This is a genomic window from Bifidobacterium dolichotidis (genome assembly GCF_003951975.1).
Classification (GTDB): Bacteria; Actinomycetota; Actinomycetes; order Actinomycetales; family Bifidobacteriaceae; genus Bifidobacterium; species Bifidobacterium dolichotidis.
Map to the genome: position 1 here is coordinate 228,679 of NZ_QXGM01000001.1, position 25,021 is coordinate 253,699.

The 25,021-nt window shown below is 51.8% G+C and carries 15 protein-coding genes and 1 tRNA gene; 13 read left to right on the top strand and 3 right to left on the bottom strand.

The window, feature by feature from the left end:
* Positions 1-169: 169 nt before the first annotated feature.
* Complete coding sequence (locus tag D2E26_RS00790) at positions 170-538, top strand: hypothetical protein (RefSeq protein WP_125962815.1); 369 nt, start codon at positions 170-172, stop codon at positions 536-538.
* Positions 539-839: 301 nt separating this feature from the next.
* Here the strand turns inward: D2E26_RS00790 and D2E26_RS00795 are convergent.
* From D2E26_RS00795 to xseA, 3 genes are all read right to left on the bottom strand, one after another.
* Positions 840-912: transfer RNA gene (locus tag D2E26_RS00795), tRNA-Arg, on the bottom strand.
* A gap of 293 nt (positions 913-1,205) precedes the next feature.
* Positions 1,206-1,568 (bottom strand): exodeoxyribonuclease VII small subunit, encoded by a 363-nt coding sequence (locus tag D2E26_RS00800; RefSeq protein WP_125962816.1) that lies wholly within the window; start codon positions 1,566-1,568, stop codon positions 1,206-1,208.
* Between the two features lie 104 nt (positions 1,569-1,672).
* Entirely contained in the window at positions 1,673-3,007 is a 1,335-nt protein-coding gene (gene xseA / locus D2E26_RS00805) for an exodeoxyribonuclease VII large subunit (protein ID WP_125962817.1), read from the bottom strand.
* Positions 3,008-3,369: 362 nt separating this feature from the next.
* Here xseA and nrdD point away from each other — a divergent pair, with 362 nt between their 5' ends.
* From nrdD to ileS, 12 genes are all read left to right on the top strand, one after another.
* Positions 3,370-5,769, top strand: a complete 2,400-nt coding sequence (gene nrdD, locus D2E26_RS00810; protein ID WP_125962818.1) for an anaerobic ribonucleoside-triphosphate reductase — start codon at positions 3,370-3,372, stop codon at positions 5,767-5,769.
* A 90-nt stretch (positions 5,770-5,859) separates the two neighbouring features.
* Positions 5,860-6,549 carry an anaerobic ribonucleoside-triphosphate reductase activating protein gene (gene nrdG, locus D2E26_RS00815; RefSeq protein ID WP_125962819.1) on the top strand — a complete coding sequence of 230 codons (690 nt, stop codon included), beginning with the start codon at positions 5,860-5,862 and terminating at the stop codon, positions 6,547-6,549.
* A gap of 172 nt (positions 6,550-6,721) precedes the next feature.
* The gene (locus D2E26_RS00820; protein ID WP_125962820.1) at positions 6,722-6,922 is read left to right on the top strand and encodes a hypothetical protein; all 201 of its coding nucleotides are present in this window, start codon (positions 6,722-6,724) and stop codon (positions 6,920-6,922) included.
* A 280-nt stretch (positions 6,923-7,202) separates the two neighbouring features.
* Positions 7,203-12,116: an acyl-CoA dehydratase activase-related protein gene (locus D2E26_RS00825; RefSeq protein ID WP_125963346.1), complete on the top strand. Its 4,914-nt coding sequence runs from the start codon at positions 7,203-7,205 to the stop codon at positions 12,114-12,116.
* A 411-nt stretch (positions 12,117-12,527) separates the two neighbouring features.
* Positions 12,528-13,076: an NADPH-dependent FMN reductase gene (locus D2E26_RS00830; RefSeq protein WP_241218813.1), complete on the top strand. Its 549-nt coding sequence runs from the start codon at positions 12,528-12,530 to the stop codon at positions 13,074-13,076.
* Between the two features lie 963 nt (positions 13,077-14,039).
* Positions 14,040-14,540, top strand: a complete 501-nt coding sequence (locus D2E26_RS00835; protein WP_125962821.1) for a MarR family winged helix-turn-helix transcriptional regulator — start codon at positions 14,040-14,042, stop codon at positions 14,538-14,540.
* A 93-nt stretch (positions 14,541-14,633) separates the two neighbouring features.
* Positions 14,634-16,769: an ABC transporter transmembrane domain-containing protein gene (locus D2E26_RS00840; protein WP_125962822.1), complete on the top strand. Its 2,136-nt coding sequence runs from the start codon at positions 14,634-14,636 to the stop codon at positions 16,767-16,769.
* Between the two features lie 92 nt (positions 16,770-16,861).
* Positions 16,862-18,847, top strand: coding sequence for an ABC transporter ATP-binding protein (locus D2E26_RS00845; protein ID WP_241218852.1), 1,986 nt, complete (start codon positions 16,862-16,864; stop codon positions 18,845-18,847).
* A 636-nt stretch (positions 18,848-19,483) separates the two neighbouring features.
* A complete protein-coding gene (locus D2E26_RS00850; RefSeq protein ID WP_125962824.1) occupies positions 19,484-19,678 on the top strand; it encodes a hypothetical protein in 195 nt (64 codons plus the stop codon).
* A gap of 170 nt (positions 19,679-19,848) precedes the next feature.
* A complete protein-coding gene (locus tag D2E26_RS00855) occupies positions 19,849-20,040 on the top strand; it encodes a hypothetical protein (RefSeq protein ID WP_125962825.1) in 192 nt (63 codons plus the stop codon).
* Between the two features lie 7 nt (positions 20,041-20,047).
* The gene (locus D2E26_RS00860) at positions 20,048-20,866 is read left to right on the top strand and encodes a tyrosine-protein phosphatase (RefSeq protein WP_125962826.1); all 819 of its coding nucleotides are present in this window, start codon (positions 20,048-20,050) and stop codon (positions 20,864-20,866) included.
* A 533-nt stretch (positions 20,867-21,399) separates the two neighbouring features.
* Positions 21,400-24,765 (top strand): mupirocin-resistant isoleucine--tRNA ligase, encoded by a 3,366-nt coding sequence (gene ileS / locus D2E26_RS00865; RefSeq protein WP_125963348.1) that lies wholly within the window; start codon positions 21,400-21,402, stop codon positions 24,763-24,765.
* Positions 24,766-25,021: the final 256 nt, after the last annotated feature.

Here is a 25,021-nt window from a genome sequence, read left to right on the forward strand (position 1 = left end):
TTATTGACTTGAGACTGATCTGAAGACGATTCCACTGTTCTTTTCTAGATAACGTCATTGTTGTTTTATGGATCAGGTAATTGTTGCCAAATGTTTCTTCTCGTGACCGCTGATGCAGATGACGCATTTCACAGTGGTGAGGCTGCGAACGCATGATCAAAGGAGAATCATGAAGAAGATGATGAAGAAGCTTAGCGGTTTTGTTGCTATTGCAGTCATGGTCATTACGGGATTCATGGGTACAAGCTCTGCGTTTGCAGTAACTCCTGCAGCACAGGAAGCATCAAGTTCAGTGACCATTGCTGCTCCTGCAACAACGGTGAATGCAGATCCAGCATCAGATACTGCGATTGTCGATTCAGAAGCGGCAAGTACTGAGGAAGTTGTTATGTCGGAAGAAGATGCTGAACCTGCTGAGGTGGCAGCTGCTGAAAGCGAGCATTCCACGCTGCTTTATGCGATGGTCGTCGCTGTTGTGATTTTTGCTGGATTAGGTCTTTCAAATTCTCTTGAGCGTCGCACAATTCGTAGCAAGTAAGTAGTGAAAAGACGTTGCAAAATTGGGTCTTCGAGGTATTGCAAAATTAGATCCTCGAGAACATTGCTTGAGAACATTCCTCGAGAACATTGCTTGAGAACATTCCTCGAGAACATTCCTCGAGAGCGTTCCTTGAGCGTTCCTTGAGAGCATTTCTTTGAGAGTATTCCTTGAGAGCATTCCTCGAAGACGTGAGGAGAATACTGACTAGAAAAAGAGAAGAGCTGTTCTAGGCGGGGTGACAGAGAAAGAAAAAGCTTCAGCGTTATCTGATGTAACGCTGAAGCTTTTTTATGATCGGTGCCCCAGATCGGATTCGAACCGACGACACCCGCTTTAGGAGAGCGGTGCTCTATCCACTGAGCTACCAGGGCAACAGTGCTCGATTCTACCATGCTTTATACAAATAGGCCTACAGATTTTGTGAAATAGTGTCACATCGTATCTTTAACGGCGATTCTTAGGGGTTAACAAATTGCGCTTATGCGGTGTGAATTTGACGCTGGTAACGCGGCAATGCGGGAATACTGCGACGTAGTTTGAGTACCTGTTTTGTAATTGAATCAATCATTTTTGAGTGCTGTGTAGTACACAAAATGGGTCATCACGATAGCTGCTTATCGTGATGACCCATGATGATTAATGGGCAGTGATTATTTGCGTGTGATCACTCGAGGTTCGATTGTGTACCTGCGGTCTGGGCGGTCTGAGCCTGACGCTGCTGAGCAACATCAAGCTTGGCACGAACCTCTGCAAGCAGGGACTGAGCGCGATTAGCAAGAGCTTCGCCAATTTCCCATTGGCGCATCGACTGCTCAAGGCTCAGGCCACCGGTCTCCAGTGCCTGCACTGCCTGAATAAGCTCATCACGAGCCTGCTCATAGGTCATAGCGGCAATGTTCTGGCGCTCTTCTTCAGTCAGGCTTGAAGCAAGCTCAGGTTCGGTGGTTGCTGCCTGATCCTCAGCTGTAGTGGTCTCCTCTGCAGCGGTCTGATCCTTTGCTTCTGCTGCGGTCTTCTTTGCGGCCATGATGGTCCTTTCGATAACTAATTCGATGTGTACGAATTCAACGTGTACGAATTCAATAAATGTGACAACTTAAGTCGGGTTGGAATGGGGTAGTGCTGAGCGCATTACTCGTGATCCACAATGCGTTTAGCCTGAGCAACAACAGTACCGTGCTTCAATGTGACGGTTAAATCATCGCCAACATTGACTTGCGATGCGGAATCAAGCACATGGCCATCAGCATCCATAACCACGGCATAACCGCGATCCAGCGTGGACTGAGGGCTCAATGCGCGCAGTGATGCTTGGCTACGTTCCAAAACCAGCTGTTCTTCATCAGCAATACGAGTCAAAGCAATACGCATACGGTTCACAGCATCGTCAACAAAACGCTCATGCGGCTCAAGCATCGTCTGTGGCTGAAGCAGACTTGGACGATTTACATAGCCTTCAATAAAGCGCGTTTCGTTGTCAATGCGAGCCTGCAAGCGCATCGTCATCTGAGCCATAGCAGAGCTAATCAACTGAGTCTGCTCATGAACATCAGGCACTACACGCTTAGCGGCGTCAGTTGGCGTGGAAGCACGCATATCGGCAGCAAGGTCAATAAGTGTCCAATCATCTTCGTGGCCAATAGCACTGACAATTGGCGTAACGCAGGCTGCAGTAGCACGCACAACACCTTCATCAGAGAAGCCGATCAAATCCTCAAAGCTACCGCCGCCACGCGCCACAATAATGACGTCAACGTCTGGATCGGCATCCAGCTGCTCAATAGCAGCAATGACCTCAGGCGGGCACTGTGCGCCCTGGACGTGCGTATGTACAATACGGAAATTCACCGTTGGCCAGCGCAAATTGACATTGGTAATAACATCGCCTTCAGCACGAGCCTGAGGCGCACAAATTAAACCAATAGTGTGCGGGAACTCAGGCAGCGGAACCTTGCGATCAGCATCGAAGAGGCCTTCGCCCTTGAGCTTGCGACGCAGCTCTTCAATGCGCTCTTTGAGATCGCCAGCACCAATGCGGCGAATATCATCACCGCGCAGGCTTAAACGCGTTTGCTTAATCCACAGATCAGCCTTGCCATGAATCACCACGCGATCGCCCTGCTTAAAGTTGCGGGCCATCTGTGCAAACATGCCAAAACCATTCACTGACAGTGACACATCCTGAGTGTTATCGCGCAGTGTGATGTAGACCGAAGAAGCTCGACGAGCATTGATCTCAGAGATCTGACCTTCAACCCAAACCGAAGGCCAACGTTCAACGGCCATATGGTACTTCTGGCTCAACAAGCTCACCGGCCAAGGATTTTCGGCCGTAGTGTCTCGTGCAAGCGCGGGAATTTCTTGCGGACGCGCTTGTGCCTGGTTAGATGCTGCATCGTCCATAGGTAATGCAGCTTGAGAACCCCCAGAATATGGGGGCATTGCGTAGGCGTCATTCCATCTCATAGTGCCTAGAATCCATCAACAAATGGACTTATGGCAACACAATGGAGTCGAGTGTCGAACAGCCTCTCGGCGTGTTGCGCAATGAATGGCGATTTGGCATTCCGACATCTCATAAATCGAGCCAAAACACGCCATGAATGAGGTGCTTGGGCGAAAGGCGAACAACAACAAAGTAAGATAAATCACACCAATGTAATTTTGGCAGAAATAAGCCAAAAAACACGACATCTAGTCCAACGGGGTGAAAAATGCACTAGATGTAGTGGTCGATCTAGGGGTAAAGTACTTATCTGTCACCAGTGCTGTGAGGAGCCTCGTGACACATGGACCGGGCCGCAGTGGCCCATGGGAAAGGAACAGGAATGGATACTCAGACGCTGAACGGCGCCGCGACCGAAACAGTCTCAACAATTGCCCCACGCGTGCTTGTTGAGAAGCGTGACGGCCGTGTTGTCGACTTCGATCCAGTCAACATTGTTGTTGCTGTGAAGTCGGCTTTCGCTGATCTTGATAAGGAAGTCGGGCCACAGGAGGATGACCTGATTCGCGGTATCGCAAATCAAGTTGAAGGCGAGATCAAGGCACGCTATAACGGTCCGGCCAAGATTGAAGATATTCAAAATCTTGTAGAGCATGCTCTGATTGAGCACCACCTCTATGAAGTGGCTCGTACGTACACGACGTACCGTTTGAACAAGGACATTGAGCGCGCCAAGGCTACCGATATTAACGAAGCCGTAAGCCGTCTGATTAACAAGGATGAGTCGCTCGTCCGTGAGAACGCCAACAAGGATTCGAATGTTTACGCAACGCAGCGCGATCTGCTGGCTGGCGCTGTGTCGAAGGCTTCGGCTTTCGCCATGCTGCCAGAAACTGTGGCAAACGCTCATCTTAAGGGTGATATCCACTTCCACGATGCTGACTATTCGCCATTCACGGCAATGAGCAACTGCTCTCTGCCTGATTTCGGCGATATGCTGCGCCATGGCTTTGCTCTGGGCAACGCCATGATGGATTCTCCAAAGTCCATTGGCACCGCTGCCACGCAGATTACGCAGATCATTAAGGACATCGCAGGCGATCAGTATGGCGGCCAGACTGTGAACCGTGCAGATGAAATGCTTGAAGAGTACGCCAAGCGTGACTATGAGAAGAACCTGAACATGGCAGAAGCCATGATCCCAGATTCGACGCCAATTAACGTGGCTGAAGATATGGTGCGCGGTTTGAAGCAGAGGGAGCCAGAATGGCTGCACTTCGAGAACCGTGAGCCACTGCCAGACGATGTGCCATTCAACACTGAAGTGTCTGAACTTGAGCAGCTGCGCCAGGTCTACGCAAAGATTATGACGCGTAAGGCCATCTATGACGCTATGCAGACGATGGAATACCAGATCAACTCGAACCGTGTTTCGAACGGCCAGACGCCATTCGTGACCGTGGGCTTTGGTCTGGGTGAATCGTGGTTCGCTCGCGAGATCCAGCGCGCAATTCTGCTCAACCGTATTCGCGGTCTTGGCAAGGATCGTCACACGGCAATCTTCCCTAAGCTCGTGTTCACGATTAAGCATGGCGTAAACGCTGACGAAGGCGATCCAAACTACGACATGAAGCAGCTCGCGCTCGAGTGCTCCACGAAGCGTATGTACCCAGACGTCGTCTTCTACGACAACATCGTGAAGATCACGGGTTCGTTCAAGGCTCCTATGGGCTGCCGTTCGTTCCTGCAGGGTTGGATTGACCCTGAGACTGGCGAAGACGTCGAAGATGGTCGTATGAACCTCGGCGTGGTCACCGTGAACGTGCCACGTATTGCTCTTGAATCGCACGGCGATCTCGAACGCTTCTGGAAGCTGTTCGAGGAGCGTATGGATGTGGCTCACCAGGCTCTGCAGTTCCGTATTATGCGCTGCAAGCAGGCAACGCCAATTAACGCTCCAACGCTGTTCCGTTACGGTGCATTCGGCCGTCTCGGCGCAAACGACAACGTTGATCAGCTGTTCCGTAACGAGCGTGCAACCGTGTCACTGGGCTACATCGGCCTGTACGAAGCCACGGCAATGTTCTTCGGTAAGGATTGGATGCGCGATCACGGCTGGGATCCACAGGGCAAGGAATTCGCTCTGTCGATCGTGCGCCGCATGAACGAGCTGTGCAAGCAGTGGTGCAAGGAAGAGGGTTACCACTACTCGGTGTATTCCACGCCAGCTGAGTCGCTAACCGATCGCTTCAACCGTATGGATCGCGAGAAGTTCGGCGAAGTTCCAGGCGTTACCGACCACGACTTCTACACGAACTCGTTCCACTACCCAGTGTGGCTGCAGCCAACTCCTATGGAGAAGCTCGACTACGAGAAGGACTTCCCATACCTCGCATCGGGCGGCTTCATCAACTACTGCGAGTTCCCATGCCTGCAGGCCAATCCAAAGGCACTCGAGGCCGTTTGGGATTACGCCTACAACATCGGCATCGGCTACTTGGGTACGAATACGCCAATCGATCACTGCTTCGAGTGCGGCTTCGAAGGCGACTTCGAGCCAACTGAAGAAGGCTTCAAGTGCCCAGAGTGCGGCAACTCGGACCCAGACAAGTGCAACGTGACGAAGCGTACGTGCGGCTACCTTGGCAACCCAGTGCAGCGTCCAATGGTGCACGGTCGCCACGAAGAGATCGCACACCGCGTCAAGCACATGTCCGGTGAAACGGGCCATGTCACGCTCGACGATGGTACGAATCGTGAATGGTTTGAAGAAACCAAGTAACACTCTCGTTCGCTGATCACAGCCAACACCCACGGCCCGGTGAGCGCTTAGCGCCCCGGGCTGTGGTCGTCTTATTGCAAGGAACCCGTTATGCCTCTCAAAGACTTCGCCCCAACCGAAACGCAGCGCGGACCGTTCATTCCAACGCGCAGCGCCAACAATCCGCGCGCTGGCCAGTGGACTAACCGCATGAGCCACAACATGATTGCTGACTACAAGCGCTTCCTTATGACCGATGGTGAAGGCATTCGTGTTTCGCTGTACGTCTCGGGCTGCCCATTCCACTGTGTCGGCTGCTACAACTCATCCATCTGGGATTTCAAAGCTGGTCATGAATACAATGACAAGCTTGAAGCGCAGATTATGAAAGATCTGAGCGAACCATTCGTTCAGGGCATTACATTCCTTGGTGGTGAACCACTACTAAACACGGGCGTATTGCTGCCACTTGCTCGTAAGATTCGCGAAAAGTTCGGTCACACGAAGGATATTTGGTGCTGGACCGGCTACACCTGGGAAGAACTCATGCGACCAGGCGAGAGCCCAGACAAGCTTGAGCTGCTCAAAGAAATCGATATTCTTGTTGACGGCCGTTACATTAAGGAACTCCACGATTCACTGCTGCAGTTCCGTGGCTCTAAGAACCAGCGCATTATTGATGTGCCTGCTTCGCTCGCTGCTGGTGAGGTTAAGATTTGGCCAAAGCTGCACGACCAAGAGCGTTTCATTCCAGAAATCTACGGTAAGGAACGCAGTGCTGGCGAGGGTAGCGCCAGCTGAAACACGTCAAAAATATTTCCAGCCAACACGTCATTCTATGGACATGTTGGCTGATTTTTTATATCCCGACCATACACTGAAAGCTACTGCAATGAAGTTGTTGTAGTACCAACAGCATGCGTCAGAGGAGCATCCCTGATAGTAGCTGCACAAATAAGAGAAGGGATATTATATGGTTTTGGGAGCATTATTTGTATTGTTGACGACCTTCTTACCTGCGGTAGGTCTCATCGCTCTCGCGGTGGTAGCTATCGTCATGATAGTCAGAAAAAATCGCGAGCGTCTCGCACAAAATAGGGAATTCGTCAGTGAAATGACGGCAAACGAGGCCGAACATGCTGTGGTCAACGATGACGGATCTAGCGTACGTTGATTTCGGTTACGTTTCTTATGTTGATTTCTGAATGAACCAGCAATGGCAATTCCTAGCGTCATTGCTGGTGTTCTCGTAATGCAGTATGAGCCAATCGCCGTGAAATTGCGGCGTTTGGACTATGCTTTTCAAAGAGTTTCGTACAAGAGAGAAGAAACAGACAGCGCTATGCCTTTGATGAGTGAGGCGGCGACCTGCGAAGAGGGGGCAGCGAGTGCAACGAGCGGGTACTGAAGCAGTAGACAAAAATCAGTCAAATACTGCAGTTGATCAAGAAACAGTGCCTGCGGAAGGCGATACTGCACAGAGCTCGATACGTATTGGCCTTGATATCGGCTCGACCACAGTCAAAGCGGTTGTACTGGATGAGTCAGATGCACTGGAGACGGCACTGTTCAGTGATTATCGTCGTCATCATGCGAACGTTCGCGCGACTATGCAGGAACTGCTTGTTGATATTCAAGCGCGACTTGAGGAACTCGGCAAAGCACAAGAACCTGTGCGCCTAGCAATTACGGGCTCGGGTGGTCTGGCACTGGCAGATTCACTACATGTGCCTTTCGTCCAAGAAGTGATGGCCGAAACAACGGCTATTGATGAGCAGTATCCTCAGGCTGATGTCATTATTGAGCTCGGTGGCGAAGACGCCAAAATCACGTATTTAAAGCCAACGCCAGAGCAGCGTATGAATGGTTCGTGTGCCGGCGGTACGGGTGCGTTTATTGATCAGATGAGTACGCTGCTTGATACGGATGCATCTGGTTTGAACGATATGGCCAAGCAGTATCAGACGTTGTATCCGATTGCATCGCGCTGTGGCGTATTCGCAAAAACGGATTTGCAGCCGCTAATTAATGATGGTGCAGCTAAGCCAGATCTGGCCGCCTCGATTTTCACGGCTGTAGCTACGCAAACGATTGCAGGTTTGGCTGCAGGACGACCAATTCATGGCACCGTTGTGTTCTTGGGGGGTCCTCTGTTCTTCATGTCTGAGCTGCGTGAAGCATTCCGCCGTGCGCTCGATGGCAAAGTCAACGAGTTCATTACGCCAACTGACGCCCATTTGTATGTGGCTTATGGTGCTGCATTAATCGTGGGCCAGCCAGACATGCTGGAACATGCTGAGCATTTCCAGCCTCGTACGACGGCGGAAATTATTGCGGCACTTGATCATTTGAACTCGATGCCAGTCAATACGCAAACGATGCCACCACTGTTTGCTACTGAAGAGGACCGCCAGCAGTTCAACGAACGCCATCATCAAGAGCATGTACATGTTGGCACGCTTGAGGGTGCTACTGGTCCGCACTTCCTTGGTATTGATGCGGGTTCTACAACGATTAAGGCCACGCTCGTGAATGATGATCGCGAGATTGTGTGGTCGAGCTATGCATCGAACGAGGGATCGCCACTCAAGGCCGCTGTTGATATTGTGCGCCGTATTGAACAGGCATTGCCAGAACAGGCTTGGATTGCGCGATCGTGTGCAACGGGCTATGGCGAGGGCCTGATTACGACTGGTTTGAATCTCGATGAAGGTGTTGTGGAAACCATGGCACATTATCGAGGTGCTGAAATGGTCAGTCCTGGCGTGACGTCGGTTATTGATATCGGCGGTCAGGACATGAAGTATCTGGCCATTACCGATGGTGTTATCGATTCGATTGCTGTGAACGAGGCCTGCTCTTCTGGTTGCGGCTCGTTCTTGCAGACGTTTGCACTATCGATGGGCCTGACGATTGAGCAGTTCACGCAGGCAGCTTTGAACTCGACAAATCCTGTGGATCTGGGTTCGCGCTGCACCGTGTTCATGAACTCGTCGGTGAAGCAGGCACAAAAAGAAGGCGCTTCTATCGAGGATATTGCAGCTGGTCTGTGCTACTCGGTTGTGCGCAATGCACTGTACAAGGTGATTAAGCTGCGAGACTCGGGCGAGCTCGGTAACACCGTTGTTGTACAGGGCGGCACATTCCTCAATGATGCTGTGCTGCGTGCATTCGAGCTGTTGACTGAGCGTGAAGTTACGCGTCCTAATATTGCTGGCCTGATGGGTGCTTATGGTGCCGCATTAACGGCTCGTATGCACTATGACGATGTTGCTGATGACACTGATTCGCAAGGCATTGATCATGATGCTGTGCATGAGCATCGCGTACATATTGTGGATCCTGCAACGGGTGAGAGCGTAGAACATACGGCTTCTACGATTGTGCTCGGTGATGCTCTGAATGAGCTGTCGATGACAACGCAGCGTGACGTCTGCAAGCTGTGCCAGAACCACTGCAAGCTGACGATTACAACGTTCCAAGATGGATCGAAGTACATTACAGGCAACCGTTGCGAACGCGGTGGTGATGCCAAGCGCAAGCGCAGTGATCGTCCAAACCTGTTTGATTACAAGTACAAGCGCGCATTCGCATACCGTCGTCTGACCGATAAGAAGGCAACACGTGGCGCCATTGGTATTCCACGTGTGCTCAACATGTACGAGAACTATCCGTTCTGGTTCACACTGCTGACGAACCTCGGCTTCAAGGTTGTGATTTCTGGCCGTTCCAACCATGAACTGTTCGAAACCGGTATTGAGTCAATTGCCTCCGAGAATATTTGCTATCCAGCAAAGCTTGTGCACGGTCATATTAAGTGGCTGCTCAACAAGGGTTTGAACACGATTTTCTACCCATGCGTGAGCTTCGAAGAGCATCTCGTCGACCACGACGATAACCACTACAACTGCCCAGTCGTAGCAAACTATCCTGTGGTTATTGGCGCCAATATGCCAGAGCTGCGCGATGAGAACGTGCGCTACATGCGCCCATACTTTAATCTGTCGAACCACGAGCTTATGCCACAGCGCATTGCTGATGAGTTCGCATGGGCAGGTGTCACGCTTGAGGAAGCAAAGCAGGCTGTTGCTGCTGCTTATGCCGAAAACAAGGTGTTCAAGCACGACGTGCAAATGGAAGGTTTGCACGCGCTCGCTTATATGAAAGAACACGATTGCCGTGGCATTGTGCTGGCAGGACGCCCATACCATGTTGATCCAGAAGTCAACCACGGTATTCCTGAAACGATCTGCAGCCTCGGTATGGTCGTACTTTCCGAAGATTCGGTATCTGGTCTTGATCCACATGCCAAGCTCAACCTGTCTGAATACTTGGCAGAAGGGGAGCAGGATCCGAAGCTGAAGAACGCAGAGGGCTTCCGTCACGTTGGTGATCGCAAGCTCACGAAGATGCCACTGCGCGTAACGAACCAGTGGGCTTACCATTCCCGCCTGTACACGGCTGCTAATTTCGTGGCCAACTATCCGGGCCTCGAAATGGTCCAGCTCAACTCGTTCGGTTGTGGCCTTGATGCTATTACAACTGATCAGGTTGCTGAGATTCTTGCCGACAAGGCAGACGTGTATACGATGCTCAAGATTGACGAGGTCTCCAACCTTGGTGCAGCAAAGATCCGTCTGCGCTCGCTGAAGGCCGCTGTCGAAGAGCGCGAGAGGAACGCTCAAGCTGAAGCTTCGAACGCGGCTGAAGCTTCGAACGCGGCTGAATCTTCGAGCACGGTCGAATCTTCTAGCATGGTTGAATCTTCGAGCACAGTCGAGTCTTCAAGCACGGCCGAGTCTTCGAGCATGGCCGAATCTTCGAACACGGCTGCAACGTTCCGCAAGACTGGAACTGAAGCTCCAACTGCTGCACGCCAAGCCATGCTCAATGCAGTGATGGCACAGCAGGCAGCTGGTCAGAAGTCAGTAGCTGGCCAGAAGACGCCAACCGGTCAGCAGCCAGTTGATTCGAAGTCAGCAGACCTGCGCAATAAGGCAACGATGTCAAACTATGCCAACAAGGCCCAGTTCACGAAGGACATGCGCAAGACGCATACGATTGTTGCTCCACAGATGAGCCCAATCCACTTCTCGCTCGTGGAAGCAGCAGCACGTGCCAGCGGATACAACATGGAAATCCTGCGCACTGCAGACCATAGCGATGTAGAAACGGGCCTGAAGTACGTCAACAACGATGCTTGCTATCCAGCAATTATGGTTGTTGGCCAGCTGATCGCAGCCATCGAAAGCGGCAAGTACGATCCAGAAACGACGGCGCTCGCTATTACGCAAACGGGCGGTATGTGCCGTGCTACGAATTACTTCGGTTTGATTCGTAAGGCTTTGGTTGATGCTGGCTACCCACAGATTCCTGTGATTGCTGTATCGACGCAGGGCTTGGAAGATAATCCAGGATTTAAGCTCACTTTGCCACTGATCCATCGTGTGGCTAAGTCGCTGATTCTTGGTGATCTCTTGATGAAGTGCCTGTATCGTGTGCGTCCATATGAGGTAATGCCAGGTTCGGCTAACCGTCTGTATGAGCAGTGGGACACGATTATTCGTGAGACGCTGCAAAACCACGGTTCTTCGGAAACAGCAAAGCGCGTATTTGGCGTGGGCTATTTACCATATGCCAAGCTGGCCAAGGCTATTGTGCGCAGCTTCGATGAGCTGCCATTGCGTGATATCCCACGCAAGGTTCGCGTTGGCGTAGTAGGCGAGATCCTCGTTAAGTATCAGCCAGATGCCAATAACCACGTGGTTGACGTTATTGAATCGCAGGATTGCGAAGCTGTTGTGCCTGGCATTGTGGAGTTCATGACCACACGTCCTTATGTGCGTGATTGGAACGAAGAGCACTTGGGCACTGGTGGCAATTCCTTTGCTTACGCCGCTATGCGCAAGGCAATTGATATGTATTTGGCTCCAGTGCGTCGTGCTATTGATACGTCGAATGGTAAGTTCACGAATGATTTGCCAATGCAAGAGCTGGCCAATAAGGCAGCCGATGTGACTTCACTGGGCGTGCAAGCAGGCGAGGGCTGGCTGCTAACGGCTGAGATTCTTGAGCTTATTGAATCGGGCTGCCCGAACGTGATCTGTGCTCAGCCATTCGCATGCCTGCCAAACCATGTGACTGGTCGCGGCATGTTCGGTAAGATTCGCCGTCTGCATCCAATGGCCAATATTGTGTCGATTGATTACGATCCAGGCGCTTCAGAAGCCAACCAGCTCAACCGTATTAAGCTCATGATCGCTGCTGCTAAGAAGGCTCAGCGTGAGCGCGAAGACCTGTTCAGCTCAGTAGAGCAGAGCGAAGAAGCAGCGCTTCACGCGGTGCCTGCTTATCAAAGCGCAGACTGAAGCGTTATAGAGGCTATCTAGAGACTATATAGAGGCTAGCTAAAGACTCTGTAGAGCTATACCAAGGCTATATAAGGGAAACGTCCACTACCGTGGCTGCGTTCGTAACTGCATTAGCAATTACGTTCGCACCTGCGGCAGTGGACGTTTTTGAGTGATGATTGGCTGTTTGTATCGGTTCTTGTCCGCTGTTCTGAAAGTTTTCTGAGTGTCATCTGAACAATGTCAGATGTTGTATGCTGCACCCCGCGGAATCATTGCAATATAAAGTTTCCTGTGAATTTAGAGCTGTTCACCTATGGCATTTATGGACTCCAAACCGCAAAATGTGGCCGATTATTGATCTCAGAACACGTCAGGTTGCATTGCGGGTCGGTTGAGATTGCGATGCATTGAGGAATGGAGATCATAATGGCAACGCCAAAGATTGCATTTGTTGAAAGCTCGCTCGATGGAAACTCCTTCGAGGCTCAGCTGGCTCGTGAAGCAATTCAGACTCTGGGCGATCGCGCAGACATCATCGAGGTGGATTACAAGGACCTGCCTCTGCTGAACGCAGACGAGAACTTCCCAGATCCAGATGCAGCACTCGCTATCCGCGACAAGTTCGCTGAGGCTGACGCTGTGTGGTGCTTCATCTCCGAGTACAAGCACAACATTCCAGTCGCAGTGAAGAACCTGTTCGATTGGCTGACCACGGGCAACCGTCAGGAAGCAATCAATGGCAAGCCAGTTGCTATCACCTCTGTCGGTGGCTTCAAGGGCATGTTCAGCCGCATCCAGCTCGGCGATCTGCTCGAGGACAACGGTATGCGCGTCTTCCCAGTCGAGGTTGGCCTGTCTGTTCCAGACGACGCCTTCAAGTCCGGTGACTGGGTCTTCGATGCAGGCGACATCGAGGCTGTCCGCATGCAGGCTGCTGACTTCCTGCGCTTCATTGAGCTCAACGAGAAGCACTGAGCAACTGCGCAAGTCGCATCAATAATACTTCGCTGGGAGTAGCCACCTAGCGTCCTTTCCGCCGTCCATTTTGGGCGGCGGTTTTTTTATGAGCCCGGCACCTATGTGCTGGGCTTTTGTTTTGCTCACACTGCTACGCAACTGTGATTGGGTAAGCGTGTGCTGCAGTACTCAATAATCGCCAGTTTTTCGCGGATTCTTACATAAGCGTATTCACTGATACGCGAGTAGCCTTCGTAACAGTGTGCAAAACAGCACACGGTTACGAACGATTTTCCCTTAACCGTGTGTGACGTATCGCAAATTTCGTTACGGCACAACGCTTCCCAAACGGCAGCACACACGCTTACGCAATCCGCGCCCCGTAGCAGTGTGCCAATTCTTCGAGACCAACACCACAACAGAGATTGTTGTATTACACAACTGTTGTATATCGTATGTTTTATAATGAATTCGTAATCCCCGAATGCGAGTTAATTCTGCACTGATAATCAGCGCAAACCCCTTGAAATATAAGGCATCCGACACCGGTGTAATACCGGTAATACACCGGTATTACGCCGGTACCGCACTAGCTCACGCTAGCCTCCACTAGTTCCTACTAGCCCGCTAGCTCCCACTAGTCCATGTTGGTTCATGCCAATATGCACACACATCAAGGGTGAGCAGCACAAGGAGATAGGGCAGCAAGAAGTAGAGAGCTTGCAGTCCCTGCAGATAGTAAAGATCGCAGAAATTAAGGCTGAGAGAGACAGCTGAGAGTAAAAGTCGAAGCATCGGCTTGAGAGAGATGACTGAATAATCGGTCAGTGGCCGCTCACAACGGCTGAGAGAGAAGAGAAGTTGGGGACTGGTTCGCGAACGAACCAAGCGAAGCATAACGACTTCGGAATATTGCTGAAGCCACAAACTCCGCAGAGAAGAACTTCTGAGAATAGAGACTTGTGGGAAGGACGTACCTATATGTGCGACGCTATGCATCTTGGTTTAGATGTGCGTTCGCTTCATAATTTGATTCGGCGTACGTTAAGCGCCATGATGCCACCTGAAGTACAGCATCTCAGTGCGCCTAATGTTCAGTTGCTGATTTATTTAAGCCATAACGAAGATCACGATGTGTATCAGCATGAACTCGATCGTGTTTTCTCCATCACGCGCTCCACGGATTCCCGAGTGCTGTCGCTTATGGAGAAGAAGGGCTTGATTGAGCGTAAAAGCGTGGATCACGATGCTCGTCTTCGCAAAATCGTCTTAACGGATTCAGCACGAGAAATCACTAAGCGCATCGAGCAGAACGCTAATCAAATGGAAGAAATCATGCTCCAAGGATTCAGCCACGATGAGCGCATTTATATTCACGAATCGTTGCAACGCATGAAAAGCAATCTGCTGAACAGTGAGTTTTCTCCTGATCCGCAGCATGTAGCTTCCGAAGACGAACAGTCTGCACAAGACCCCGCCTAATCCGAGGTCCTGCATAATCCGAGGGCCCGCTTAATCCAAGACTTTTCAACCCAACGTAATGAACCGCACAACTACACAGAAAGGAAGGCGCAAATGACCGACGCTGCAAAGCCGGCACAGTCAGTCCAATCGTCAGTGCAATCATCTGATACGCAACTGGCTCCATCGACGCAGTCGCCCCAGCTCGAGCCGAAGCACATCATTCGCACGCTGCTTCGTTCGCTGCGCCAATACAAGAAGGCCAGCCTGCTGACGCCACTGTTCGTGGTCTTCGAAGGTGTTCTCGAAATTATCATCCCAACAGTCATCGCCGCTCTGATCGATCAGGGTATTACCCCTGGCAAGATGCCTGTTGTTTGGAAGTTCGGCATCATCCTGATCATCATGGCCGCCATCTCGCTCGTCTGCGGCTTCCTCGCCGGAAAGTACGCCGCAATCGGTTCGTCGGGCTTCGCTCGCAACCTGCGCCACGATCTGTTCAAGAAGGTGCAAAGCTTCAGCTTCACGAACATTGATCGCTTCTCCACAGGCTCGATTATTACGCGTCTGACCACCGATGTGACGAACGTGCAGAACGCTTACCAGATGCTGATCCGCGTCGGCATGCGTGCTCCTGTTATGCTCATCGTCGCTTGGATCTTCTCGTTCCGCATTAGCCCAAGCATTTCTATGGTGTTCCTGGCCTGCATTCCTGTGCTCGGCATTGGCCTGATGGGTATGGCTGTGCTCGTGCACCCAATCTTCAGGCGCGTCTTCCACACGTACGACGAACTCAACAACGTCGTCGACGAGAACCTGCAGGGTGTGCGCGTCGTCAAGTCGTTCACGCGCGAGCAGCACGAAGACCAGAAGTTCGGCCGCATTTCCGAGCGCATTTACAAGGACTTCGTCAAGGCAGAGAAGCTGCTGAGTATGAACAGCCCTCTGTTCTCGCTGTGCATGTACGTCTCGATGATCCTCATCGCATGGTTCGGTGCCAAGGAAATCGTCGCCTCGGGCAACAACGCCGCTTACGGCCTGACGACCGGCGATTTGACAGCTCTGACGACCTACGCACTGCAGATCATGATGGCTATGATGATGCTCTCGATGATCTTCGTGCTCGTCATCATCTCCCGCGCTTCCGCCTCGCGAATCTGCGAAGTGCTCACCGAACAGTCGACGGTCACCGAGTCCGACCAGCCTGTCACGTCCGTCAAGGACGGCTCCATCGAGTTCAACCACGTTTCGTTCCGCTACTCTGACACGTCCGAGAAGCCTGTGCTCGACGACATCAACCTTTCGATCCGCTCGGGTATGACCGTGGGCATCGTCGGTGGCACCGGCTCGGCTAAGTCGTCTCTTGTTCAATTGATTCCTCGACTGTACGACGTAACAGGCGGTAGCCTCAAAGTCGGTGGTCTCGATGTGCACGATTACGAACTTGAGTCGTTGCGAGATGAAGTCGCCATGGTGCTGCAGAAGAACGTGCTGTTCTCGGGCACGATTGCAGAGAACCTGCGTTGGGGCAACCCAACGGCTACCGATGAAGAGATTCGTCACGCTTGCCAGCTGGCATGCGCCGATGGCTTCATCGAAGAATTCCCTAACAAGTACAACACCTACATTGAGCAGGGTGGTACGAACGTTTCTGGTGGCCAGCGTCAGCGTCTGTGCATTGCTCGTGCACTGCTGAAGAAGCCAAAGATTCTGATCCTCGACGATTCCACGAGTGCAGTTGATACGAAGACCGATAAGTCGATTCGTAACGCATTCATGCACGAGATTCCTGATACAACGAAGATCATCATCGCTCAGCGTCTTGCATCGGTTGAAGAGTCTGATCTCATCATCGTTATGCATGAGGGTCGTGTGCTCGATCAGGGTACTCACGAAGAGCTGCTCAAGACTTGCGAAGAGTATCGCAATATCTATGAGTCGCAGACTCAGCAGCATGCTGATGAAGATCTCGATGCTGAAGCACGCGATTACCACGAGCAGGAAACTGAAGCTGCTCAGCGTAAGGTCGACGAGCTTGCAAGCGAAATCAAGCAGGCTGAGCAGAACGGCGACGCTGCGGCAGAAGGTGAGCTCCGCAAGAGCGAAGCCACTGCAGAAGCAACGCTTATGGAAGATAAGCGCGGCTCAAACGATCTGCCAAATACGCCACTCGTAGCAGCAGACAGCCAGAAGGCAGCATCCGCAACCGATGCAGCAACCAACGAACAGCAGGGAGGTGAGGCTCGATGAGTTCAGCAACAGCAGCAGTGGCTGATATCAGTGATGACGTCGTACTCAACGATGACGCACAGCAGCCAAGTCAAGAACCTCAGCTCAAGCCCATGGGCCGTCCACAAAAGGCAGCCAAGGGAACCACAAAGCGACTGTTTAAGTACATTTGGCACTATAAGGTTCGTGTCATCATCGTCGTGCTGAGCATTATTGTTTCGGCAGCAGCACAGGCCGCATCGGCTCTGTTCCTGAAGACGTTGATTGATCACTACATTCTGCCAATCGTCGGCCAGACCAACCCAAACTGGACGCCACTGATCGAGGCGTTGGTGCTCATGGGCTGCCTGTACGCCGTTGGTACGATTTGCCAGTGGCTGTTCCAGTACCTGCTTGTCGGCGTGGAACAGGGCGTGCTTAAGACTGTGCGTGACGACATGTTCTCGCACATGCAGACGCTGCCAATCCGCTTCTTTGATACGCATGAACACGGCGATTTGATGAGCCGTTACACGAACGATACGGATACGCTGCGTCAGGCCATTAGCCAGTCGTTCCCACAGATGTTCAGCTCGATTATTTCGGCACTGGCTGCACTCGTTGCCATGCTTTGGCTGAGTGTTCCATACACGATTTTCGTGCTCGTCTTCACGTTCGGCCTTGTGTTCGTGATTCGCTTTCTCGTCAGCCGCTCTGGCCGCTACTTCGTGCGCCAGCAGCAGGTGCTTGGCGACGTCAACGCATTCGTTGAAGAAGCAGTGAACGGCCAGAAGGTCGTTAAGGTCTTCAACCACGAAGACGCTATGCAGGCTGAATTCGATGATCGCAACGATCAGCTCTTCGTTGCTTCGGCAAAGGCAAACACCTACGGCAACGTCACGATGCCAGTTATTGGTAACTTGGGCTATCTGCTCTACGTGCTGTCGGCTATTTTCGGTGGTCTTGCAGGTATTAACGGTTGGGCTAACTTCGGCCTGAGCGGTTTCGCAACGTTCTCCATCGGTACGATTATTTCGCTGCTGACGCTGTCCCGCTCGTTCATTAACCCAATCGGCCAGGTGTCGCAGCAGTTCAACATGGTCATGATGGCTCTGGCAGGTGCTTCGCGAATCTTCGCATTGATGGATGCTGAGCCAGAAACTGATGAGGGTACGGTTCAGCTCGTCAACGTTGAACTTGGCGAAGACGGCCGCACGATGACTGAGGTTGATCACGTCACGGGCCACTGGGCTTGGAAGCGTGAGCCATCCGATAACGGCCAGCGTTCGCTCGAGGCTGCTAAGAAGCTGAGTCCTAAGGCAGCAAAGGTTGCCCAGAACGCTCGCGAAGAAGCTATTACTTCGCCTGACGGTCGCCTGACGCTGATGCGCGGCGATGTACGCTTTACTGACGTCGTGTTTGGCTACAACCCAGACAAGGTTGTGCTACACGATATCACGTGGTTCGCAAAGCCTGGTCAGAAGATCGCTCTGGTCGGTGCAACTGGCGCTGGTAAGACGACGATCACGAACCTGATCAACCGCTTCTACGACATTCAGCAGGGCATGATCCTGTACGACGGCATCTCGGTTAACAACATCAGGAAGCCAGATCTGCGTCACTCGCTCGGCATCGTGCTGCAGGACGTCAACCTGTTCACGGGCACCGTGATGGACAACATCCGTTACGGCAAGCTCGACGCCACCGACGAAGAATGCATCGCCGCTGCAAAGCTGACGAATGCTGATTCGTTCATCCGCATGCTGCCAGAGGGTTACCAGACCGTACTTTCGGGCGACGGCTCTGGTCTGTCTCAGGGCCAGCGCCAGCTGATCTCGATTGCTCGTGCAGCAGTCGCCGATCCGCCAGCTCTGATCCTCGATGAGGCAACGAGCTCGATCGATACGCGCACCGAGGCTGTGGTCCAGCAGGGTATGGATAACCTGATGAAGGGCCGCACCGTGTTCGTTATTGCTCACCGTCTGTCGACCGTGCGCAACTCGGACGTCATCATGGTGCTCGATCACGGCAACATCATTGAGCGCGGCTCGCACGACGAACTGCTCGCGCTCAAGGGCGAGTACTACCAGCTCTACACGGGTTCTGTGGAACTTGAGTAGTAGCATGCGCTGAATTCAAAACTGCGTTCCAAGAGCTGCGATCTTCGTCGATAGGCAGTTCGAATGACGGGTTTTGCACCGATTGGCATTGTGCTGATTGGTATCCCTGCCAGTTCGCAGTTGTTGATTCAGTCTGAGCCTTCTAACTGCTCCGCGACGTGACTTACAAAAGGTCACCTCGCGGAGCATTTTTATATGCTTTGTCGCTGTATTTTGTCGTCTTATCGGTTCATTGCTGAGCTATTTCGTTGGACGGCTGTTTAATTGTTTAATTGTTTAATTGTTCAACTGTTTAATTGTTTATTTGCACAGCTGTTTTGCTGTTTATCTGTCTAGCTGTTTAATTGCATAATTGTTTTACTGCTCTGCGGTTTGATTGTTTAGTTGCTTAGAAGTTTCTCTGCTTTTCTGTTGTTTTGATTTTCTGTTGATCTATTTATTTGTTTTTCCTGTGCTCTGTTTGGCTGAGCTTCCGCTTATGGCTGCGGGGTTTAGGCTGGTTGGTTTTCTCTTTATTTCTGTTGATGCTACGTAGCGTTCCAGTGGCCAGATTCTCGGTATTCTCGGAATACTCTCAGAATGCAATAAGGTTCAGAGCCTCTAATGGAATCAACAAACAAAGGAAAGAGGCTCACGATGGTGGATCTGAACAAGGAAAAGTTCGAAGAGATGGAACAGCGCATTGCTGAGAAGCGTGATTCGTTCCAGGCTGCAGGCGAGGATTTGATGAACAAGGTTAAGGATGCAAAGGAAGGCTGGGAGTCCGCTCGTGCAGAGCGCGATGACAAGCACGAAATTGCTGAAGCTGAAGAGACTGGCCGCAACCACTGATCGAGCCTCATCTGATTCGCTACAATTTGTGAATCAGTACTTTTCACCTACGAACTCATCTAGTCAAAGTATTGACTGGGTGAGTTCCTTTGAAATTACCAGCAAAACGGTTGATCAAAGCATCTGATAGCGGACGAAGTTCCGTTTCAGTTTGAAAAGGAGCGTGTGCTATGCCAATGGAAGATTTGGAAGCCATTGACCCACAGAAGGTCAAGGACATGGAGCACATCGTACAAGAAACCGAAGTAAACGATTCTGCTGAGCACAAGCCATCAAAGTCACAAGAACAGCTCGACGACAAGCTCGCCGAAGCACAAGCACTTGATGAAACTTGGACAGACGACGCCAGCACCCTGCGATAATAAACATATGAAATTCAGCAACCAACATTCTGATGCCAGCGACCAATTCGCTGGCATCAACCATGCTCAGTACCGTGAAGTCTCCAAGAAGCTGGAACTCACGAGTATTAAGAACTGCCGAGATTTAGGCGGTATTACCACGACAGACGGTCACATCGTTAAGTCCGGTATGCTGCTGCGTTCTGCAAACCTGCATCACGCTAGCGATGAGGATCTCGTTACCTTAAAGACGATTGGCGTGCAGAACATTATTGATTTGCGTACACGTCAAGAGCGTGAAGCAGAACGCGATCGTCTGCTCTCAACGTGGGACCTTTACGAGATCCCAGGATTCACCGAGCGACGTGAACTCATTGCCCAGCTGCGCGGCGTTATTTTCAAGCCGGGCTCATTCATCTGCAGTTTGTACGAACAGCTGCTGAACTCGGAAGAAAGCCAAACTTGCTGGACTGAGATTATGAACCTGCTCGTCAATAAACCGGGTTCTTATCTGTTCCATTGCACGCAGGGTAAGGATCGTACGGGTATTGCAGCAGCATTGATTCTGGCTGCACTCGGCGTTGATGATCAAACGATTCGCGATGATTATCTGCAGACGAACCTCTATATGGATCGTCAAACGCCAGTAATGCTTGAACGTGCACAGAAGTATCTGCCAAAGCATATTCATATTGATATTGAACAGTTCTTGGTTGCCGCACCGGTGTACTTCGACACGATGATGCAAACCGCAGAACCATACGGCGGACTGCTCGGTTACCTGCAAGGTCCAATCGGCTTAACCGACGACGACATCGCAACGCTACGTAAGACCTATTTGGAGTAGTGCAACGCTACACAAGGCTTATGTGGAGTAGCCAATACCGCATAAGACCTACTCGGAGTAGACCAACACTGCGTAGAACCTACTTAGGCTAGACCAACACAGTCAGTTCGAAACCGTGTCACAAACCTAGCCAAGAGTAATGCTGCAATACCGAACCACATCAGTATTGCAGCATTATTCGTAGTCACTCCATAAACGAAACAGATTCTGTGCGGTGGGGTTATCTGGTGATAGACTAGCCGCGCACAATAGCGATGATCCGCCATCAACGGGGAGCTATCGGAAGAACAGTGCAAACAACGTGCTGCAAGCTCATACTCCAACGAGTATGCAAACGAGTATGCAAACGAGCAACTCAGCACGTACCGCAAGCACTTAGTAGAACCGACGGGTAGGCCCGAAACAGCCCAACGCAAGCGGTCGAATAGCACGAATCGTACTATTCGGCAAACGAGGTGGTACCGCGGTGGTCACTGCGCACAATGCAGGATCGTCGTCCTCGTGGTGGTGAAGTCCCTACTACACGAGGAGCCATGGTGAGCGAATCACAGCCATCACAGCAGGCTGCAACGCCTGAAAGCGCCAACAACTCCCAGCACATCTACCCAAAGGCAGCCATTGGTGAACAAGGTGCCAACATTGCACCAAACCCAAGCTTCCCAGATCTTGAACAAGACGTGCTGGCCTACTGGCAAAAGAACAAAACCTTCCAGCGCTCGCTGGATAAGAACCCTGCCGGTAAGAACGGCAGCAACGAATTCGTCTTCTTCGACGGTCCTCCATTTGCAAACGGCCTGCCTCATTACGGCCACTTGCTGACTGGTTACGCTAAGGATGTTATTCCTCGTTTCCAGACGATGAAGGGCCATCTCGTCAACCGTGTATTCGGTTGGGATACGCACGGTCTTCCTGCAGAGCTCGAGGCTCAGAAGGAACTGGGCATTGATTCCGTTGATCAGATCGAAGCTATGGGCATCGATAAGTTCAACGAGGCAAGCCGCAAGTCCGTGCTTAAGTACGTCAACGAATGGCACGACTACGTTGATCGTCAGGGCCGTTGGGTTGATTTCGATCACGGCTACAAGACGCTTGATCTGCCTTACATGGAATCGGTTATGTGGGCATTCAAGCAGCTCTACAACAAGGGCCTTGCATACCAAGGTTTCCGCGTGCTGCCTTACTGCCCAAAGGATCAGACTCCTCTGAGTGCACACGAGCTGCGCATGGATGCCGACGTCTACCAGGATCGTCAGGATACGACCGTCTCCGTGGCAGTCAAGTTGCAGGATGAGGCTGACGCTTATGCCGTGTTCTGGACGACGACTCCATGGACGATTCCAACGAACTTCGCACTCGTTGTTGGTGAAGACATCGACTATGTTGAGGTCGCTCCAACTGAGGGTAAGTTCGCAGGTAAGCGCTTCTACTTGGCGAAGGCTCTGCTCGGTTCCTACACGAAGGAACTCGGCGAGAACTACGAAGTCGTGCGCGAGCTCAAGGGCCGCGATATGGTCGGCTGGCGCTACTACCCAGTCTTCCCGTACTTCAATAACGACGAAGCGCGCGCTGAAGGTGGCGTGCCTGGTCCTAACGCCTACCAGATCTTCACGGCTGACTACGTTGATACGGCCGAGGGTACGGGCATCGTTCACCAGGCTCCATACGGCGAAGACGATATGAATACGTTGACGGCTCACGAGATCAAGAGCTGCGACGTGCTCGATGCCGGCTGCCGCTTCACGAGCCAAGTCCCAGATTACGAGGGCATGAGCGTCTTCGATGCTAACCTGCCAATTCTGCGTAACCTGCGTGCTGGCGATGGTCCACTGGCTTCGATTCCTGAGGAACAGCGTGCTGTGCTGTTCCAGGAGAAGAGCTACGTGCACTCCTACCCACACTGCTGGCGCTGCGGTACCCCTCTGATCTACAAGCCTGTGTCGAGTTGGTTTGTGTCAGTCACAAAAATCAAGCCTCGTCTGCTGGAACTGAACCAGCAGATTAACTGGATTCCTGACAACGTTAAGGATGGCCAGTTCGGCAAGTGGCTCGCTAACGCACGTGACTGGTCGATCTCTCGTAACCGTTTCTGGGGAAGCCCAATTCCAGTGTGGGTTTCGGACGATCCTAACTACCCACGAGTCGACGTCTACGGTTCGCTCGACGAACTGAAGGCTGACTTCGGCGATTACCCTCGCGATCACGACGGCAACATCAACATGCACCGTCCATATATCGACGAGCTGACGCGTCCAAACCCAGATGATCCAACGGGTAAGTCGACGATGCACCGCATCACCGACGTGCTTGATTGCTGGTTCGAGTCAGGCTCGATGCCATTCGCACAGTTCCATTACCCATTCGAGAACAAGGAGTACTTCGAGGAGCACTTCCCAAGTGACTTCGTCGTTGAGTACATCGGCCAGACGCGTGGCTGGTTCTACCTGCTGCACGTTATGGCAACGGCTCTGTTCGACAAGCCTGCGTTCAAGAACGTCATCTGCCACGGCATTGTGCTCGGCAACGACGGTCAGAAGATGAGTAAGCACCTGCGTAACTATCCAGATGTCAACGGCGTCTTCGATAAATACGGTTCCGACGCTATGCGCTGGTTCCTGATGAGCTCGCCAATTCTGCACGGCGGTAACTTGATTGTCACCGAAGAGGGCATCCGCGACACCGTCCGTTCGATTATGCTGCCGGTTTGGAGCACGTACTACTTCTTCACGCTCTACGCCAACGCAGCAAACGGCGGTCGCGGTTACGACGCTCGTCTGCTGTCTGCTGACGAAGTTCCAGGTCTCCCTCAGATGGACCGCTATCTGTTGGCGCGTACTCGCCAGATGGTTTCTGGAATTTCTGCAGATCTCGACGAATTCGCTATCGCCGATGCATGTGCCAAAGCAGCCGACTTCATCGATGTGCTGACGAATTGGTACATCCGTAACTCGCGTGAACGCTTCTGGAACGAGGATGAGAACGCATTCAATACGCTGTACACCGTGCTTGAGTGCTTCATGCGCGTGCTTGCTCCATTGACTCCAATGGAAGCTGAAGCTGTGTGGCGTGGCCTGACGGGCGAAGAGTCCGTGCACTTGGGTGATTGGCCATACTTGGTTGATCCAAAGTCGGGCGAAGACACCGAACTTGGCAAGATTCTTGTTGAGGATGGCGCTCTTGTGGCTGCAATGGATAAGGTGCGCGAGATTGTGTCTACGGCACTGTCGCTGCGTAAGTCGGCTAAGATGCGCGTGCGTCAGCCACTGGCTAACATGACTGTGGTTGCCGATGACATTTCTGCAATTCTCGGCTACATCCCACTGCTGGAAGGCGAGCTCAACGTTAAGAATATTGAGATGCTGACGCTCGACGAAGCAGCTTCGCATGGTCTGAAGATTATTGACGAGCTCAAGGTTAACGCTCGCGCTGCTGGTCCTCGTTTGGGCAAGCAGGTGCAGTTCGTCATTAAGGCTTCGAAGACTGGTTCGTGGCACACCGATGCCGAGACTGGTGCTCCAATTATGGATACGCCAAATGGTCCTATTGCACTCGAGCCAAACGAGTACGACCTTTCGAAGCGTATTGAAGAAGCTGACTCGGCTAAGAGCGCTGAGACGGTTTCCTCGATTCTGCCAACGGGCGGTTTTGTGGTGCTCGATCTGGCACTTAACGATGATCTGCTCGCTGAGGGTTATGCTCGCGACGTCATCCGCGCCGTGCAGGATGCTCGTAAAGCAGCAGACCTTGACGTCTCTGATCACATTGCACTGAAGCTGACCGTGCCAGCAACCGACGTTGCTAAGGTCGAGCAGTTCCGCGATCTGATCAGCGCAGAGACGCTGGCAGACTCCATGGAAGTTGCGCCAGGCGAAGAGCTTGGTGTTGCAGTGGAGAAGTGCTGAACTATTAGCGCTTGCTAGCAAATAATTAACAACGGTAGGGCTTGTATGTATTGCATACAAGCCCTATTGCTTTTCCTAATGAGTGACGCATCATTGTGATTACTCTGGTGATGTTTTTATTGTTGCCATTCTGTTAGTTTGAGCATGAGTAATTTCGATAGTGCATACGATTTTTCTGTGGCGAAGTTGATTTCTAGCTATATGCTGTTCTAATTTCAATTGGCAGAAATTCTGCATGAAATAAGAATCGCGCAGC

Coding starts and splice junctions, on each gene's coding strand:
- nrdD (WP_125962818.1), top strand. CDS start 3,370: ATGGATACTCAGACGCTGAACGGCGCCGCGACCGAAACAGTCTCAACA.
- D2E26_RS00860 (WP_125962826.1), top strand. CDS start 20,048: ATGAAATTCAGCAACCAACATTCTGATGCCAGCGACCAATTCGCTGGC.
- ileS (WP_125963348.1), top strand. CDS start 21,400: ATGGTGAGCGAATCACAGCCATCACAGCAGGCTGCAACGCCTGAAAGC.
- D2E26_RS00845 (WP_241218852.1), top strand. CDS start 16,862: ATGGGCCGTCCACAAAAGGCAGCCAAGGGAACCACAAAGCGACTGTTT.
- D2E26_RS00855 (WP_125962825.1), top strand. CDS start 19,849: ATGCCAATGGAAGATTTGGAAGCCATTGACCCACAGAAGGTCAAGGAC.
- D2E26_RS00790 (WP_125962815.1), top strand. CDS start 170: ATGAAGAAGATGATGAAGAAGCTTAGCGGTTTTGTTGCTATTGCAGTC.
- xseA (WP_125962817.1), bottom strand. CDS start 3,007: ATGAGATGGAATGACGCCTACGCAATGCCCCCATATTCTGGGGGTTCT.
- D2E26_RS00820 (WP_125962820.1), top strand. CDS start 6,722: ATGGTTTTGGGAGCATTATTTGTATTGTTGACGACCTTCTTACCTGCG.
- D2E26_RS00800 (WP_125962816.1), bottom strand. CDS start 1,568: ATGGCCGCAAAGAAGACCGCAGCAGAAGCAAAGGATCAGACCGCTGCA.
- D2E26_RS00835 (WP_125962821.1), top strand. CDS start 14,040: ATGTGCGACGCTATGCATCTTGGTTTAGATGTGCGTTCGCTTCATAAT.
- D2E26_RS00830 (WP_241218813.1), top strand. CDS start 12,528: ATGGCAACGCCAAAGATTGCATTTGTTGAAAGCTCGCTCGATGGAAAC.
- D2E26_RS00850 (WP_125962824.1), top strand. CDS start 19,484: ATGGTGGATCTGAACAAGGAAAAGTTCGAAGAGATGGAACAGCGCATT.
- D2E26_RS00840 (WP_125962822.1), top strand. CDS start 14,634: ATGACCGACGCTGCAAAGCCGGCACAGTCAGTCCAATCGTCAGTGCAA.
- nrdG (WP_125962819.1), top strand. CDS start 5,860: ATGCCTCTCAAAGACTTCGCCCCAACCGAAACGCAGCGCGGACCGTTC.